The organism is Bradyrhizobium sp. USDA 4369, assembly GCF_054056435.1.
Genome location: NZ_JBSRYH010000001.1, coordinates 673358 through 688475 on the forward strand (window position 1 = coordinate 673358; position 15118 = coordinate 688475).

A 15118-nucleotide genomic window follows, 5' to 3' on the forward strand; every position below is an offset into this window, starting at 1 on the left:
CAATTTCCGTTGCAGGAGGCCGTCCGCAGACGACCCTGCGTGCTACTAACGTTGAAATTCGCGGTCGCGGGCGTCGCTGGCCTCGCTCATGTCGAACGCGAAGCCGCCGCCGCTCGAGGCCATGAAGCCGCGCCCAGCAACAGACCTTGCAACCGGCTTCCGTGGCGCGTTGTTGGCGTCCCGGTTCGCGGCGGCCATGCTGGCGGCTTTGGCCCTGAGCTGGCCAACAGCGCGATCAATCGTGGTGACCGCAGGCGCAGCCCCCCCGGCCTCCGAGGACCGATCGATGCGGAAGAAGGCGATGGTCGACTGCAGCTGCTCGGCCTGTGAGGCGAGCTCCTCGGAGGTCGAGGACACCTGCTCCGACGCACTCGCATTCTGCTGGCCGACCTTGTCGAGCTGCTGAATCGCCTGGTTGATCTGCGCCGACCCGATGTCCTGTTCGCGGCACGCGGCCGTGATCTCCACCACCAGCTCCGCCGTCCTCTTGATATCCGGCACCAGCTTGGACAGCATTCCGCCGGCTTCGCGCGCGACCTTCACCGTCTCCGAGGACAGCGTGCCGATCTCCGCGGCCGCCGCCTGGCTGCGCTCGGCGAGCTTGCGCACCTCGGAGGCGACCACCGCAAAGCCCTTGCCGTGCTCGCCGGCTCGCGCCGCCTCGACCGCCGCGTTGAGCGCCAGCAGGTCGGTCTGGCGGGCGATCTCCTGCACGATCGTGATCTTCTCGGCGATCGTCTGCATCGCCTCCACCGCGCGGCCGACGGCGGCGCCGCTCATCTCCGCGTCCTTGGCCGATTGCGCCGCGATCTTCTCGGTCTGGCTGGCGTTTTCGGCGTTCTGCTTCACATTCGCCGCCATCTCCTCCATCGACGAGGAGGCCTCCTCGGCCGACGACGCCTGCTCGGTCGCCCCCTGCGACAGTTGCTCGGCGCTCGCCGACAGCTCCTGGCTGCCTGCTGACACATTGTGCGCGGCCGTGATTGCTTCCGTGACGATCTGCCGGAGCTTGTCCACCATGTGCTCGAGCGCGATGCCGAGCTTGTCCTTGTCGGAGATGCGTTTGGCTTCCACGGTCAGGTTGCCACGCGCGATCTCCTGGGCAACCGCCGCCGTGGCGTTGAGACTCTCCAGCATGCGCTGCAGCGCAAGGCCGAGGGTGTCTTTGTCGGACAGCGGCTTGGCCGCAACGTCCAGATTGCCCTGCGCGACCTCGGCGGCGATCGCCGCGGTGGCGTTGAGGTTCGCGGTCATCGTGTTCAGCGACTTGATGAGATCGCCAACCTCGTCGTCATGGACCGTGTCGATCTTCTGGCTGAGATCGCCGATCGCGACCGCATCAGCCAGCCCGACGGCGCGAGCCAGCGTCCGGCCGATGCTGAGAGACATCCAGAACGCAGCGGCCGCGGCAAATATCAGCGACACCAGGACCAGACCGAGCATCAGCGTCTGGGCATGGCCGCCCTCCTGCCGAGCCTGCTCGGATTTGTCCGCCATCAGCTTCTTCAGGAAGGTGTCGTATTCGCCGAGGCGGTCGAGCGTTTCCGTCACCGCCTTGCGCTCGTCGGTCGAAGAATGCTCGATCGCCTTTGCCCGGTCGGATCTCAGCAGCTTGAAGGTCTGATCCTCGAGCGCGTTCGTATTGGCGTAGCTGGTCTCGATCTTCTCGAGGATCTTCTTGCCGGCTTCCGTGGCAGCTGCGTAGATCTCATCCCGGGTCTTAACCGCCGCGGCCCGGATGGAGATCGCCTCGGCGACATAGCGGTCCGCCTCGGCGTCCGACGCGGCCAGCAGCGCATTCTTCTCGGCGCGGATCTGCAACAGCACGTTCTCCTTCAGGCGCGCAGCCTTGTCGAGCCGGCCCGCGGCTGACACGATGCTCTCGGTCGCCGTGGCCGTATCGCTTAGCTTCATATAGCCGATGCCACCCGTGATCGCGGACAGCAGGATCACGGCGCCAAACGTGGAGGCCAGTTTGGCCTTGATCGTGAATCGCATCTTCGTCCCTTTGTCATGACTTGGGCGGCGCTCGCGTGCCGGACCGGAAAGTTGCTACGCGCAGTTAGCTTTCAGGCTTGGAAGTCGGCGTCTCGCTCGTCTCTGCCGTCGTCCATCACGAAGGCAAAGCCACCGCCGCCAGCCGCCGCCTTGAGCGGGCGACGAGCCGCAGTCGCGGGCTTTGTGGCAGGCGGCATCTTCGCGACGCGGTGCGCGGGCTTCATCGTCGCCGCCGCCTTCATCGTCGCGGCCTTGGCCCGCAGCCGGGTGACCGCGCCATCCATTTGGAGGTCCTCCATGTTATCGGCGGATCCGATGCGGAAGAAGGCGATGGTGGACTGCAGCTGCTCGGCCTGCGAGGCGAGCTCCTCCGAGGTCGAGGACACCTGCTCCGACGCACTCGCATTCTGCTGCCCGACCTTGTCGAGCTGCTGAATGGCCTGGTTGATCTGTGCCGATCCGATGTCCTGTTCGCGGCACGCGGCCGTGATCTCAACCACCAGCTCTGCCGTCCTCTTGATGTCGGGCACCAGCTTGGACAGCATGCCGCCCGCCTCGCGCGCGACCTTTACCGACTCCGAAGACAGCGTGCCGATCTCCGCGGCCGCCGCCTGGCTGCGCTCGGCGAGCTTGCGCACCTCGGAGGCGACCACCGCAAAGCCCTTGCCGTGCTCGCCGGCGCGTGCCGCCTCGACCGCCGCGTTCAGCGCCAGCAGGTCGGTCTGGCGGGCGATCTCCTGCACGATCGTAATCTTCTCGGCGATCGTCTGCATCGCCTCCACCGCGCGGCTGACGGCTGCGCCGCTCATTTCCGCGTCCTTGGCCGATTGCGCCGCGATCTTCTCGGTCTGGCTGGCGTTCTCGGCGTTCTGCTTCACATTCGCCGCCATCTCCTCCATCGACGAGGACGCCTCCTCGGCCGACGAGGCCTGCTCGGTCGCCCCCTGCGACAGTTGCTCGGCGCTCGCCGACAGCTCCTGGCTGCCTGCTGACACATTGTGCGCGGCGGATAGCGCATCGGCAACGATCTGCCGCAGCTTCTCGACCATCGCATTCAACGATTTGACCAGGTCGCCGATCTCATCATTGCTGGAGATGCTGATGGTCTGGCTGAGATCACCGTTGGCGACGGCGCCGGCAAGGCCGACGGCGCGGCCAAGGGCGCGGCTGATCGTGAGCGACATCCAGAGCGCCGCGGCGACGGCGATGAGTGTGGAGACCGTAGCCAGAACCGTCAGCAGGAACTGCGCACGGGCGCCCTCCTCTCGCGCCTGGGCGGCCTGGTCCGCCATGCCTTTCCTGGTGTAGGTGATATAGGCGTCCGCCGCGTCCAGCGTCTCGGTGACGAGCTTCTTGCCTTCACGAACAGAGCGATCCGTTGCCGCCGCCCTGTCGACCCTCGACAGCTTGATGGTCTCGTCCTCGAACGCATTCATCTTGGCGTAGGTCGCGGCGAAAGCCTCGAGCAGCCTCTTGCCGCCCTCACTGGCCATCGCGTAGACGGTGTCCTTCGACTTGAACACGAGCTCACGCGCCGGGCCGATGTCGGCGATGAACTGCTCGGACTCGGCACCTGTCGTCAGCAGCGCGTTCTTCTCGGCCCGGACCTGGCGCAGGATCTCGATCTCGATCTCGGCCGCCTTCTCCATGCGTCCGGCGCGCAGGACGATGGCCTCCGAGACGGCGGTCAGGTCCGCCAGCTTCATGTAGGCGATGGCGCTCGCGGTGGCGGACAACACGATGATCAGTCCGAACGCGGCCGCCAGCTTTGCCTTTACGGTGAATCTCATCTTCAGCCCCTCGCGTCTCGCCCCCGAGACGTATTTCAATTCAGAATGCGTTCCATGTTCGGAACGATGACGAACTCTTCACGCCATTTGGTGATGAAGCGGATGAACTCCGGCTTCCAATGCATGCCGACGCGCGGCGTCTGCTGCACGTCGGTCTGCGAGATCTCGGTGACCTCGTAGACCTTGTCCGCGGTGACGCCGACCAGAACCGGTTCGCCGTCGAGCATGACTTCGATCACGACGATCCGGCTGTCGACGGAATGGTCGGTCGGCGGCATTCCGAAGCGGATCCGCAGGTCGGCAAGCGGAATCACATTGCCGCGGACATTGATCAGGCTCGGCACGTAGGCCTTGGCGCCGGCCACCTTGGTCTCCGGCACGGGGTCGATGATCTCGCGCACCAGGCCGGCATCGAGCGCGAACTTCTCCTCGCCGAGACCGATCATGACCACCTGCATGGCGCTGGCGGCATGGGCTCCGGCGGGCTGCGTCGGTGATGCAGTCATCAGGCGGCCTCGTTCATTTGCTGTTTCTCGGCCTGCGCCTGCGCCAGCGCGACCAGCTGGCCGACGTCGAGGATCAGCGCCGCGGTGCCATCACCCAGGATGGTCGCACCGGAGAAGATGGTCACATCGGAATGCAGCTTGGACAGCGACTTGATGACGGTCTGGTGGTTGCCGATGATCTGATCGGCGACCAGGCCGACGCAGGTCTCGCCGGTCGAGATGATGATGGTCTTCTGATGCTCCTCGGCCGCGCCGTCCATCTGCAGTACCTCCCGGAGCCGCAGGAACGGCACCAGCCCGCCGCGCACATTGAGGAAGCTGCGGCCGCGCGAGCGCTGATCGGCCGCCGTCAGCTCGACGCATTCCTCGACCGCCGACAGCGGAATGATGTAGCGGCCGGCGCCGACCCGGATCAGAAGTCCCTCGATGATGGCGAGCGTCAGCGGCAGCCGCAGCGTGACCGTCGTCCCCTCGCCCGGCCTGGTGATCAGATCGATCGAGCCGCGCATGTTCTCAATGGTCTTCTTGACCACGTCCATGCCGACACCGCGCCCGGACAGGGCGGACACCGTTTGCGCGGTCGAGAAGCCCGGATGAAACAGCAGCTGATGGATCTCATGATCGGTCAGCGCCGCCCCCGGCGCGATCAGTCCCTGCTCCTCGGCCTTGGCCCGAATACGCCTGGTATCGAGGCCGCCGCCATTGTCGCTGACGGTCACCAGAACCTGGGCGCCGGCATGAATAGCGGACAGTTCGATGCGGCCCTGAGCGGGCTTGCCGGCCGCGGCGCGCCGTCCGGCATCCTCGATGCCGTGATCGATCGCGTTGCGGATCAGATGCACGAGCGGATCGGCGAGGCACTCGATCATGGTCTTGTCGAGTTCGGTGTCCTCGCCGGTGGTCACGAACTCCACCGGCTTGGCGAGCTCGCGCGACAGATCGTGCACCAGGCGCCGGAAGCGCCCGAACAATGAGCCGATCGGCACCATGCGCGCGCCCATCGTGGTGTCGCGCAGGCTTGCGGCGAGACGCTCGATTTCCTCGGCAATCAGCTTGATCGAGAGGTCGGAGCCGGTCGCCGCAAGCTGGCTCAGCCGTGCCTGGGCGATCACGAGCTCGCCGACCCGATCCATCAGCTCGTCGAGACGCTCGGCCTGCACCCGGACGGTGGCGATGCCGCGCTCCTCGCTACGCTTCGGCTCGTCGCGCCGGGGCTCGACGGGCGCTGCAGGCCGCTCGGCGACGGCAGCGTCGGGCACAGCAGGCGCAGACACCGTCGTCGGCGGCGGCTCGCTGTCCGCCTCCTGCAGCAAGGGCGCGAGATCCGGAAGTTCGACGCGGGCCAGCGGCGTGATGCCCAGCTTCATTTCGTCGAGCACGAACATGAAGACATCCTCGATCGCGGCCTTATCGCAATCGGAGGACAGCGTCACCTCCCATTTCAAGTAACAGTCCTCGGGCTCGAGCGCGTCGAGCAGGGGAATGTCGGTGGTGATCGGCACGGCGAAGCAGGGCCCGAGCTTGGCCAGGTCTTCGAGCATGTCGAGCGGATTGGAGCCGTTGCGCAGGATCTGTGCCTCGAATTCCAGCCGCAGCAGCCAGCCCGCCGCATGGTGTTCGGCCGGCACCGTCGCAGGCATGTCCGGCGTGGCCTCATAGGCCCGGACGCCGGGCGCGACGAGCTGCTTCAGCTCGTCCAGAATGGCGTCGCCGATGATGGCATCGACGGTCTCCGGCGCGTCGATCAAAGCGCGGATGTAGTCCTTGGCCGCAAGCCCGACCGAGATCAGTTCCTGGGTCGGCTTGACTTCGCCTCGGCGGATCAGCTCGAACGCCGTTTCGAACTCATGGGTGAACGCGGCGACCTTGTCGAAGCCGAACATGGCGCCCGAGCCCTTGATCGTGTGCAGGGCGCGAAAGGCGGCGTCGATCAGCTCGCGGTCATCGGGACGCTGGCAGAGATCGAGCAGCGCGCCTTCGAGGGTCTCGAACAATTCGGAGGCTTCCTGCCGGAAGACCTCGACAGGATCGACGCTGTTCATGCCCGCACCAGTTTGCCGATCACGGCGAGCAGCTGCTCGGGCTTGAAGGGTTTTGTGATCCAGCCGGTGGCCCCGGCGCTCTTGGCCTCCTGCTTCACCGCGTCGTTGGACTCGGTAGTGAGGAACAGGATCGGCATCCCGGTCAGGGTGCGCTCCTTGCGCAGCGCGCGGATCAGTTCGAGTCCATTCATCACCGGCATGTTGAGGTCGGTGATGACGATGTCGGGACGGCTGGTCTGCGCCTTCGCCAGTCCCTGGACGCCGTCGCCAGCTTCGATCACCTGATGTCCGGCTGGCTCAAGCGTCACCTTGACCATCTGCCGGATGCTCGGGGAGTCGTCGACAGTCAGGACGATCGCCATCAGCTGCTACCCTTATCTTTGGAGACATGTTTCGGCGGCGCTGCGCGCAGAACGCCCGCGCGCTGCAGGATGAGCCGAAGGTTTTGCGAGAACGATTTCAGGATCACCGATCGACCTTGCGCCGCGCCGGTCATCGTGGTGGAGAGCAGGAGCTGAATCGATGTCACATCGGCTTTGACGACATCGGAGCAATCGATCTCGAGCGGGCGCTGCCCACCGAATGCATCTCGGATCTGATCGTGCACGCCGCGTATCGCCGCGATGCTGCAATCAGCCGGGAGCCGCAGCGATCGCCGCGACTCGATTGTGTCTTCCATTGCTAATCTTCCCCACGCCCCTGAGTTGTTACGCCGACAGCCATCAACCCGATTGAAGACGAGTTTCGCCCCTGCCCGTAATGAAAAGCTTAACTGATTACCTCCCTAACCCCGGCAAACACTACCTGTAATTGCATCAAGCGTTTCGCTTGCTCGAATGCCGAGTGGCAAAAATGTGGCGTTTGATAGGCGAACAAACCACTTTTCTACGGCGCGACTCGCCGTCAGCCTCGCTCGGAGGTTGCGGTATCACGGTATTTTCGCATGGCTCCCACGAAGCCAGCGCATGCGGCGCCTGCAGCGCTTAGGTTTCAGACGAAGTCGCACACCGGCCTTGCTTTGGAGGCGCGTCCGCCAATGGAGTCGCGTGCGGACTGATTCGCGAGGCGCGGCGGTGCCGCCGAAGTCGCTACAGTTCAGACACGCTTCTCAAGGCGATCGACCGGCGGCGCGAACAGAGGGGCACGAACCGACGCGCGATAAGAAGGATCGAGGCCGAGGCAACGAGGCCCGATCGATCCGATAGAACTTTGCCCAGTTCGCGATCACCATCAGATAGACATCGCGCTAGGACTCGGTTCTTGAGCGCACCAGTAACAACCATCGGAAAGCAACAAACGCGATCGAAACCACACGAAGACCTCAAAAACCAACGAGCCCGATCAATATTCTCGCGCTCATGGCGGTCTGACTGCAGGTTTAAGTCCTACCAGGCCACGCCGCGTCAGATACGTCCATTTGATGAAGCAGTTGACGTCAGACTGCCGAGCGGACGCGCTCTCCCCTTCTCTCATGGTCGGCTTCAGGCCGCACGAACTTAAGCTGTGTCCATCAGCTGGCGACTAGGAGGGCATTGACCAGGGCCCCGTAGCCCGGAGTTTGGACCGACGGACTAGGTCTTCTTGTAGGCAACGTGCCGTCGCGAATGGAATGCCAGCGCGCCCAGCACTACCGCGCACCATGCTTGTGCGATCATCAATTGCATAGAACCAATCATCAAAGTTCAGCTTGAACGACCTGCCATCGCCTTGCGGCGTATCACGGGTGTACTTCCAGTGGAAAGCGCATCCTGCCTGCTCGCCGATAGCTTTCCCCTCCAGCCGATTTTCGTGTCCAGTATATTGACCTTCACCTATCTTACGAATTGTCCACTTCAACGTGTCGCTGTGACCGTCATCGAACATGTAAGTTTCAGTGAATACGATCGTGTCCGTGTCGCTGTCCAATTCTCCATGACCAGTTATTGCCGCGCGCTTGAGGAGACCACCGACAAGACTTTCCACGACCGCCCACCCTTCGAGGCGACCGATGAAGAATCGTTCGGGGAGAAACAGGGGCGTGGTGCCCGTAAACGCATCTATGGCCATGGTCCGATCCTTTGCCGACACAAGCTACGATTCATGAAGAAGTTCCCCATTCGGTTCGAAGCCTAGCTCGACTTTTTAATGGCCCCTGGAGAGCACGTTGCGAGACGCGTATCTCGGCTTGCTTACAGGCAGATGCGTCACACCCTGTTTCGCACCAGAAACAACTCAAAGAGCCGTCGCTATCCTGCCGCCCATGCTGGTTTTGGCGCTGATGAGCCAGGGGCTTTTTGGCCTCGATGAATCTTCCCGTTGAATGTGCACGTGAGGAAAGCGGCAATCGCCCTCCTTTTCTTTGCTTTCGCATCCAATCGTACGAAGAACTCACAGCGCTTATTCCACTCCGGCCACGCCCAGGCATGATGCTCGGATGGGAGCGTGTGTGGCGGCGATCGCGACATTGCGGAGCTTGCGAACGCCCTCCCACAGCAATCCCAGTTGGCGCAATGATCGAGCAGAAGCCCGGCTCCCGATGACCAACTCGCCGCAACAGTCGTCACCGGAAAGGCCGGGCGAGGCGGCTTTGGCCGTTGCGCGCGCCCTTGCATTGCTGCATGCAAGGCAGGATCATGCGGCCGCGCCCGTCCGCGAGCCGGAGGCAAAACAAAATGATCCGCGCAGCCATTTACGCCCGCTTCTCGTCCGATCGTCAAAACGATAGATCCGTTGACGATCAGATCGCGTCCTGCCGCGAGCTCTGCGCCCGTGAAGGCTTTGCAGTCGTCCTGACCTTCTGCGATCGCGAGATTTCCGACGCCTCGACCGTAAATCGTCCGGGCTTCCAGGACTTGATGCGGGCAGCCGAAGCGCTGCGCTTCGAGGTCATCGTCGCTGAGGACGTCGATCGCATTTCGCGAGACCAGGGCGATTGGCATGCCACACGCAAGCGACTCGAATTCCTAGGCAAGCGGTCCATACGGCGAGCGGAAAAGTGGGGAAGCTTGACGGTGCCCTGCGCGCGCTCATGGGCGAGATGTTTCTCGAGAACCTAGCCGTCCACACCCGCCGGGGCCTTGAGAGTGTGATACGCGACGGCCGGCACGCCGGAGGTCGTGCGTATGGCTAGCGTGCGATCGCAGGCAAACCAGGCGAGCTCGAGATCGAACAGGCTGAAGCCGAGATCGTGCGGAGGATCTTCTGCGAGTTTGTCGAGGGCAAGACGCCGCGCGAGATCGCCGCAGGTCTCAACAACGATGGTGTCAAACCACCGCGCGGCAGGAATTGGAACGCGTCGACGATCAATGGCAATACCGCGCGCGGCCATGGCATGCTGATCAACGAGCTCTATGCGGGCCGCATCGTCTGAAACAAGGTACGAATGATCAAGGATCCTTCGACCGGAAGACGCGTGGCTCGCCCCAACCGCAAAGACCAACATCGCAGCGTCGACGCGCCGCACTTGGCGATCATTGATGACGCAATCTTCAAGGCCGCACAGGCGATTAAGGCTGGCCGCAGTCACCAGGGTGCGTTGCAATCGCGCAAGGCTGTCCGGCCCTTGTCAGGCCTGCTGCGCTGCGGATCCTGTGGCGCGGGAATGTCGGCGATTGGCGCGCCGAGGAAGGGCAAACCTCATCGCATGCAGTGCTCGGCATTTCGTGAGAGTGGTATCTGCAGCAACGGCCGCAAGGTTTCGCGGCAGGCAATCGAGACGCTGGTGTTTGAGGGGTTGCGCGACGAGCTCGCCAACCCCGAGGCGATCGCCGAATATGTTCGCACCTATAATGCCGAGCGAAGGCGCCTGGCCAAAGTGAGTGGTGACCGCGAAAAGCACCTGCAGCGTCGCAAGGGCGAGCTAGATCGCGAGATCGATCGCCTGATCACCAATATATCTAAGGGCGCAGATTTCGATCTTTACAATCCTAAGGTCAATGAACTCGCGGCCGAACGCAAGCGCGTCGAGGCCGAGCTTACACAGATCGCGTCGAGTTCCGAGATTGTCACCGTGCACCCGGCTGCGGTCGAGCGCTATCTAGCCGATATCCGGCGGCTTGCCGATGTCGCCGCCGAGGCTGCCGAACTTGATGAGCCTGAACTCGTTCTAACGCTGCGTCAGCTGGTCCAAACCGTTACAGTTTTTACGCCACCGGGGACCGACGAACTCACAATCGAGATCAAGGCATCCTTGTCTGATTTGACGTTGCCGGGACCGCTGCTAAAGCGTTCGATTGGGGGGGGGGTGACCGTTGGTAGCGGGGGAGGGACTCGAACCCCCGACCCCAGGATTATGATTCCCGTGCTCTAACCAGCTGAGCTACCCCGCCACGGTGTCCGATCAAGGCGAGAGAGGTCGACGTATGCGACCGGCCTTGTGAACGGGCCGCTTATAAGGAGCCGTTCCGGCCCCTGTCAAGCAAAGCCCGCCGCCGCACGCCGATTTCGTTCTGTGCGATTTTTGTCCGCCTGCTCAAGGCCTTGCCATCGCATTCCCGGTGATGGCCGACCGGGAAGCCGGCGCCCAGGGCGCAGCGCTCGGCCGCGGTCGAATCCGCGCATTCCCGGATGATCATTTCGGCTGCACGTTGGGATTGCCTCCGGGGCTGCCGAGCGGCGGAATCACTGGCGTCGTGCCGCCTTCAGGCGTCGGCGCATGCATCTCCGGATCGACGCCGCTCGGCGGGCACAGCACACCATTGGTCTTGGCGAGCTTCTCGCCGAGCGGTTCGCCGGCGCGGCCGGTGGTGATGCCGTCGGGCGTCGGCGTAGCCCGCGCATTCGGCGCACACGCCGCGTTCTGCCCGAGGGCCGGCGCGGTGGCCTGCGGCGGCGTTGCCGGTGTCGGCGGTGCCTGGGCGTGGGCGTGGACGGCAGACGCCAGCACGAGAGAGAGAAACAAGAATTGCCTGATGCTCATGGCGGAGCAACGCCGAGCCCGCGCCAGCGTTCCCGCGTGACGACGGGTCGATCAACCGACCTGCGCGCCCCGGCGATCAGCCCTTGCGATAACGAATCAGCGAGAAATGCCCGAGTGGCGGCATCGGCCGGCGTTCCGCGAGCGTCACACCGCCATGCTTCGCAGCCCAGTTCGCCAGCCGCGCCCAGGGGAACTCCGGCCGCCAGCCGAGCCGCCGCGCGATCGGCGCGAAGGCGAGCTCGAACATTCGGCGCGGGCCGCTCTCGGCTCCGATGTGATTGACCAGGATCAGCTCGCCCCCCGGCTTCAGCACGCGGATGAAATCATCGAGAGTCGCTTCCGGATCCGGGACTGCGGTGATGACATATTGCGCCACAACCGCATCGAAGAAATTGTCCGGAAAAGCGAGATGCTTCGCGTCCATGACCGCGAGCGTCTCGACGTTGAGGAGCTTCAGCTCGCGCACCCGCGCCTGCGCGCGCCGGAGCATCGGCTCGGAAATGTCGACGCCGCAGACCCGGGTGGTGCGCGCATAGTCCGACAGCGACAGGCCGGTGCCGACGCCGACGTCGAGGATGCGGCCGCCGATACGGTCGGCTTCCGCGATGGTCGATTGGCGTCCCTGGTCGAAGACCTTGCCGAACACCAGATCGTAGATCGGCGCCCAGCGCTCATAGGCCTTTTCGACCCCCGCGCGGTCGATGTCCCCCATGCCCCTGCCCTGAATGATTGATCAGCCGCGGAGCGGCTCGGCCACGCGCTGCGGCCTGACAAGACCGGCGGTGGTGCGGCTCTCGGCAACGGCGCTCTGAATGAAGCCGCCGCCCAGGACGCGCGCACGACCAGAGGCGGCGTCATAGAACACGCAGGCCTGCCCCGGCGAGACGCCCTCCTCGCCGGCGACGAGCTCGACCTCGTAATGACCATCGGCGCCGCGGAGCCAGGCCGGCTGCGGCGGCCGCGTGGAGCGCACCCGCACGAACAGCTCGAGGCCGTCACGCACGGCGGCATCCAGCACGCCGTCGCCGATCCAGTTGACCTCGCGCAGCGTGATGCGGTGCGTGCGCAGCGCCTCGCGCGGGCCGACGACGACCCGACGGGTCGCGACGTCCAGCTTGACGACATAAAGCGGCGCGCCTGCCGCGATGCCGAGTCCCTTGCGCTGGCCGATGGTGTAGTTGGCGATGCCCTGATGCGCCCCGAGCACCCGGCCATTGAGGTCGACGATCTCGCCGGGCTCCATCGCGTTCGGCCGCAGCTTGCCGATGATGTCGGTGTAGCGGCCGGTCGGCACGAAGCAGATGTCCTGGCTGTCGTGCTTGTCGGCGACCTCCAGGCCGAAGCGGCGCGCCAGCTCGCGCACCTCCGGCTTGGTCATGTCGCCAAGCGGAAAGCGCAGATAGTCGAGCTGCTCGCGCGTGGTCGCAAACAGGAAATAGCTCTGGTCGCGATCGGCATCGGCCGCGCACACAAGAGCGCGCGATCCATCCGCCAGCCGGCGCGAGGCGACGTAATGGCCGGTGGCGAGCACCGAGGCGCCGAGCTCGCGCGCGGTCTTCAGCAGGTCGCCGAACTTGATCGCGCGGTTGCACTCGATACACGGCACAGGGGTCTCGCCAGAGGCATAGCTGGCGGCGAAATTGTCGATCACCGACTCCCGGAAGCGGTCCTCATAGTCCAGCACATAATGCGGGATGCCGAGCCGCTCGGCGACGTTGCGCGCGTCGTGAATATCCTGGCCGGCGCAGCAGGCGCCCTTGCGGTGGGTTGCTGCGCCATGATCATAGAGCTGCAAGGTGATGCCGACGACGTCGTAGCCTTCCGACTTCAACAGCGCAGCCGTGACCGACGAGTCCACGCCGCCGGACATGGCGACGACGACCCTGGTGTCTTCGGGACGGCCTTCGAGATCGAGACTGTTGAGCATGGTCAGGTCACTGCGATCACGGCGTCAGGCGACGTGTTCCCGGCGCGGGAACGCCTCGCATGCGCCGTCTTTGCGGATGGCTTGCTCCCGGCGATCTCCGAACGAGGTGGGCTGATCGGACACGGCGCGGGAGCCATGGTCTTTTAATATAGGGGCACTTCCTGCGAAGCAATCGCGCTGGCTCCAAGTATCGGCGGCAAATCTTGCCGGCCGGGCAGAAATGACGGGGCCCCGGCTGCCGCCAGCCCTGCCGAGCGCCGCAGCAAGCCATTGTATATATTGTATTTTTTGAATCATCTCGGTTTGGCCCACTCCTTGCTGAACTGGCTTGTCGAGTTTCATTGCGAGAGGTTCCAAGGTGTTCAGCGTTCCGTCAGACATCCCGGCCAGTACGACCGTCAGGACCGCCGTGCCCAAGACGTCCCGCTCGGACGCCTCGCAGCCGTCCGACAGCTTCGCCGCGCTGGTCGAGGCCGCGGCCGCGCCGGACACGTCCACATCTCCCCTCCCCGGCGGGTCGTCGTCTCCAGCGCCGCGCAGCAGCGCGTCCAGCCCGAGCCGCGAGTCTGCACGCACCGACTCCGACCGCGCGACCCAGGCGAAGTCCCCGGACAAGAGCGATGGCAGCTCGTCGCGTCCCGACCGCAGCGACAAATCGTCATCCGATCAGACACCCGACCCCGTCAGCGACAAGAGCGCCGCAACTGGCACGGCTGACGCCACCGACGGCAAATCCACCGACAAAGCCGACAAGAAGGACGGCGACCCGGCTGCGACAGATACGACCAAGGCTGCCGACGCAACCGTCAGCGCTCAGGCGACTGCGGCGCCGGCTCCAGTCGCCGTTGTGCTTCCGTCCGAGATCACCTTGACCAACGTCGTCAGCGGCGCGGCTGCGACGAACAATGACGGGTCTTCCACCACGCCGGCGGCCTCTGTGCCGGCCGGCCCGAGCGGCGTCGGCCCGCAGGGTGCGGTCGATGCCACCGCCGGGCTCGCAGCCGCCGCAGCCAAGTCGGCCGGTGCGACCAAGACGTCCGAGGACACCACCGCGGCGACCGCAGGCTCCGGCACGGCCACGACGCCCTCCGGCGACGCGGCGGCCTCCGCGGACCAGAGCTTCACCGCCGCCCTCGATGCATCGGCGGCCGGCGACACCAAGACAACCGGCAAGCCGGCTGCGCAAACCAAGACCGGCCTCGTGAACGGCGACGCCGGGAAGGTTACCGAGCAAGGCAGCGGCCCTGTCCAGGGGGCTCAGCAACCGACTCACGGCCTGACGCAACAGCCCGCGGTCGGAGCGAAGCCGGAAACGGTCCCATCAGACGAAGCCGGCAAGGCCAGCGGCAATGCCCAGCCGCCGTCCGGACACGATCGGAATGGTGCGCAGGCGGCCAATCAGGCGAACGCCCCGGCTTCCGATCCGACGGCGCAACTGGCGACCGCGCTGCAGCCGCAGCTTACGACTCCGGCCTCACAGTCTGGCCAGATCACGTCAGCCAATCTGACCGCGACAGCCGCCACTGCTACAGCCGTGCCGCTGCATGGGCTCGCGGTCGAGATCGCCGCGTCCGCGCTGAATGGCAAGAGCCGCTTCGAGATCCGACTGGACCCCGCCGAACTCGGACGCATTGATGTGCGCATCGACGTCGATCGTAACGGTCAGGTCACCTCGCATCTGCGGGTCGAGAAGCCGGAGACGCTCGCGATGCTGCAGCAGACCGCGCCGCAACTGCAGCAGGCGCTGCAGGACGCCGGCCTCAAGAGCAACAATAGCGGGCTGCAATTCTCGCTCCGCGACCAGAATTCGTCCGGCCAGAATGGCGGCGACAACCAGCAGAACGGCAACGCACAACGCCTGATCGTGACCGAGGACGAAACGGTTCCAGCCCAGCTGGCCGGACGGTCCTATGGACGCATGTTCAGCGCGCAGGGCGGCGTCGATATCCGCGTTTAAC

General features: G+C 64.7%; 14 protein-coding genes, 1 tRNA gene and 1 pseudogene. 3 read left to right on the forward strand and 13 right to left on the reverse strand.

The genetic code is table 11. From position 1 onward, the window contains the following. Positions 1-45 precede the first annotated feature (45 nt). From ACVIJ6_RS03125 to ACVIJ6_RS03155, 7 genes are all read right to left on the reverse strand, one after another. Entirely contained in the window at positions 46-1998 is a 1953-nt protein-coding gene (locus ACVIJ6_RS03125; protein ID WP_456771451.1) for a HAMP domain-containing methyl-accepting chemotaxis protein, read from the reverse strand. 71 nt (positions 1999-2069) lie between these two features. After that, positions 2070-3788, reverse strand: coding sequence for a methyl-accepting chemotaxis protein (locus ACVIJ6_RS03130; RefSeq protein ID WP_456771452.1), 1719 nt, complete (start codon positions 3786-3788; stop codon positions 2070-2072). Between the two features lie 35 nt (positions 3789-3823). Beyond that, on the reverse strand, positions 3824-4294 hold the full coding sequence (locus ACVIJ6_RS03135; protein WP_456771453.1) for a chemotaxis protein CheW: 471 nt from the start codon (positions 4292-4294) through the stop codon (positions 3824-3826). Beyond that, on the reverse strand, positions 4294-6336 hold the full coding sequence (locus tag ACVIJ6_RS03140) for a chemotaxis protein CheA (RefSeq protein ID WP_456771454.1): 2043 nt from the start codon (positions 6334-6336) through the stop codon (positions 4294-4296). Before ACVIJ6_RS03140 ends, ACVIJ6_RS03135 begins: the two co-directional genes overlap by 1 nt. Beyond that, positions 6333-6698, reverse strand: coding sequence for a response regulator (locus ACVIJ6_RS03145; protein WP_456771455.1), 366 nt, complete (start codon positions 6696-6698; stop codon positions 6333-6335). Before ACVIJ6_RS03145 ends, ACVIJ6_RS03140 begins: the two co-directional genes overlap by 4 nt. Beyond that, entirely contained in the window at positions 6698-7015 is a 318-nt protein-coding gene (locus tag ACVIJ6_RS03150; protein ID WP_456771456.1) for an STAS domain-containing protein, read from the reverse strand. Before ACVIJ6_RS03150 ends, ACVIJ6_RS03145 begins: the two co-directional genes overlap by 1 nt. A gap of 842 nt (positions 7016-7857) precedes the next feature. Next, complete coding sequence (locus ACVIJ6_RS03155) at positions 7858-8382, reverse strand: DUF3833 family protein (RefSeq protein WP_456771457.1); 525 nt, start codon at positions 8380-8382, stop codon at positions 7858-7860. 605 nt (positions 8383-8987) lie between these two features. Here ACVIJ6_RS03155 and ACVIJ6_RS03160 point away from each other — a divergent pair. Further along, a complete protein-coding gene (locus ACVIJ6_RS03160) occupies positions 8988-9371 on the forward strand; it encodes a recombinase family protein (protein WP_456771458.1) in 384 nt (127 codons plus the stop codon). On the opposite strand, the gene ACVIJ6_RS03165 is transcribed toward ACVIJ6_RS03160, so the two are convergent. Then, on the reverse strand, positions 9368-9856 hold the full coding sequence (locus tag ACVIJ6_RS03165) for a hypothetical protein (protein WP_456771459.1): 489 nt from the start codon (positions 9854-9856) through the stop codon (positions 9368-9370). The two genes, ACVIJ6_RS03160 and ACVIJ6_RS03165, sit on opposite strands and share 4 nt — an antisense overlap. Positions 9857-9916: 60 nt before the next feature. Between ACVIJ6_RS03165 and ACVIJ6_RS03170 the strand changes: the two are divergent. Next, positions 9917-9994, forward strand: a pseudogene (locus ACVIJ6_RS03170) (hypothetical protein); the annotation flags it as partial. Positions 9995-10566: 572 nt separating this feature from the next. On the opposite strand, the gene ACVIJ6_RS03175 reads toward ACVIJ6_RS03170, so the two are convergent. From ACVIJ6_RS03175 to ACVIJ6_RS03195, 5 genes are all read right to left on the reverse strand, one after another. Continuing rightward, positions 10567-10643, reverse strand: a tRNA-Met gene (locus ACVIJ6_RS03175). Between the two features lie 242 nt (positions 10644-10885). Next, a complete protein-coding gene (locus ACVIJ6_RS03180) occupies positions 10886-11233 on the reverse strand; it encodes a hypothetical protein (protein WP_456771460.1) in 348 nt (115 codons plus the stop codon). Positions 11234-11309: 76 nt separating this feature from the next. Continuing rightward, positions 11310-11945 (reverse strand): class I SAM-dependent methyltransferase, encoded by a 636-nt coding sequence (locus tag ACVIJ6_RS03185; protein ID WP_456771461.1) that lies wholly within the window; start codon positions 11943-11945, stop codon positions 11310-11312. A 21-nt stretch (positions 11946-11966) separates the two neighbouring features. Beyond that, positions 11967-13160, reverse strand: coding sequence for a tRNA 2-thiouridine(34) synthase MnmA (gene mnmA / locus ACVIJ6_RS03190; protein WP_456771462.1), 1194 nt, complete (start codon positions 13158-13160; stop codon positions 11967-11969). A 24-nt stretch (positions 13161-13184) separates the two neighbouring features. Then, positions 13185-13502, reverse strand: a complete 318-nt coding sequence (locus tag ACVIJ6_RS03195; RefSeq protein WP_456771463.1) for a hypothetical protein — start codon at positions 13500-13502, stop codon at positions 13185-13187. A 16-nt stretch (positions 13503-13518) separates the two neighbouring features. Between ACVIJ6_RS03195 and ACVIJ6_RS03200 the strand changes: the two genes are divergently transcribed. Further along, complete coding sequence (locus ACVIJ6_RS03200) at positions 13519-15117, forward strand: flagellar hook-length control protein FliK (RefSeq protein WP_456771464.1); 1599 nt, start codon at positions 13519-13521, stop codon at positions 15115-15117. Position 15118 lies beyond the last annotated feature (1 nt).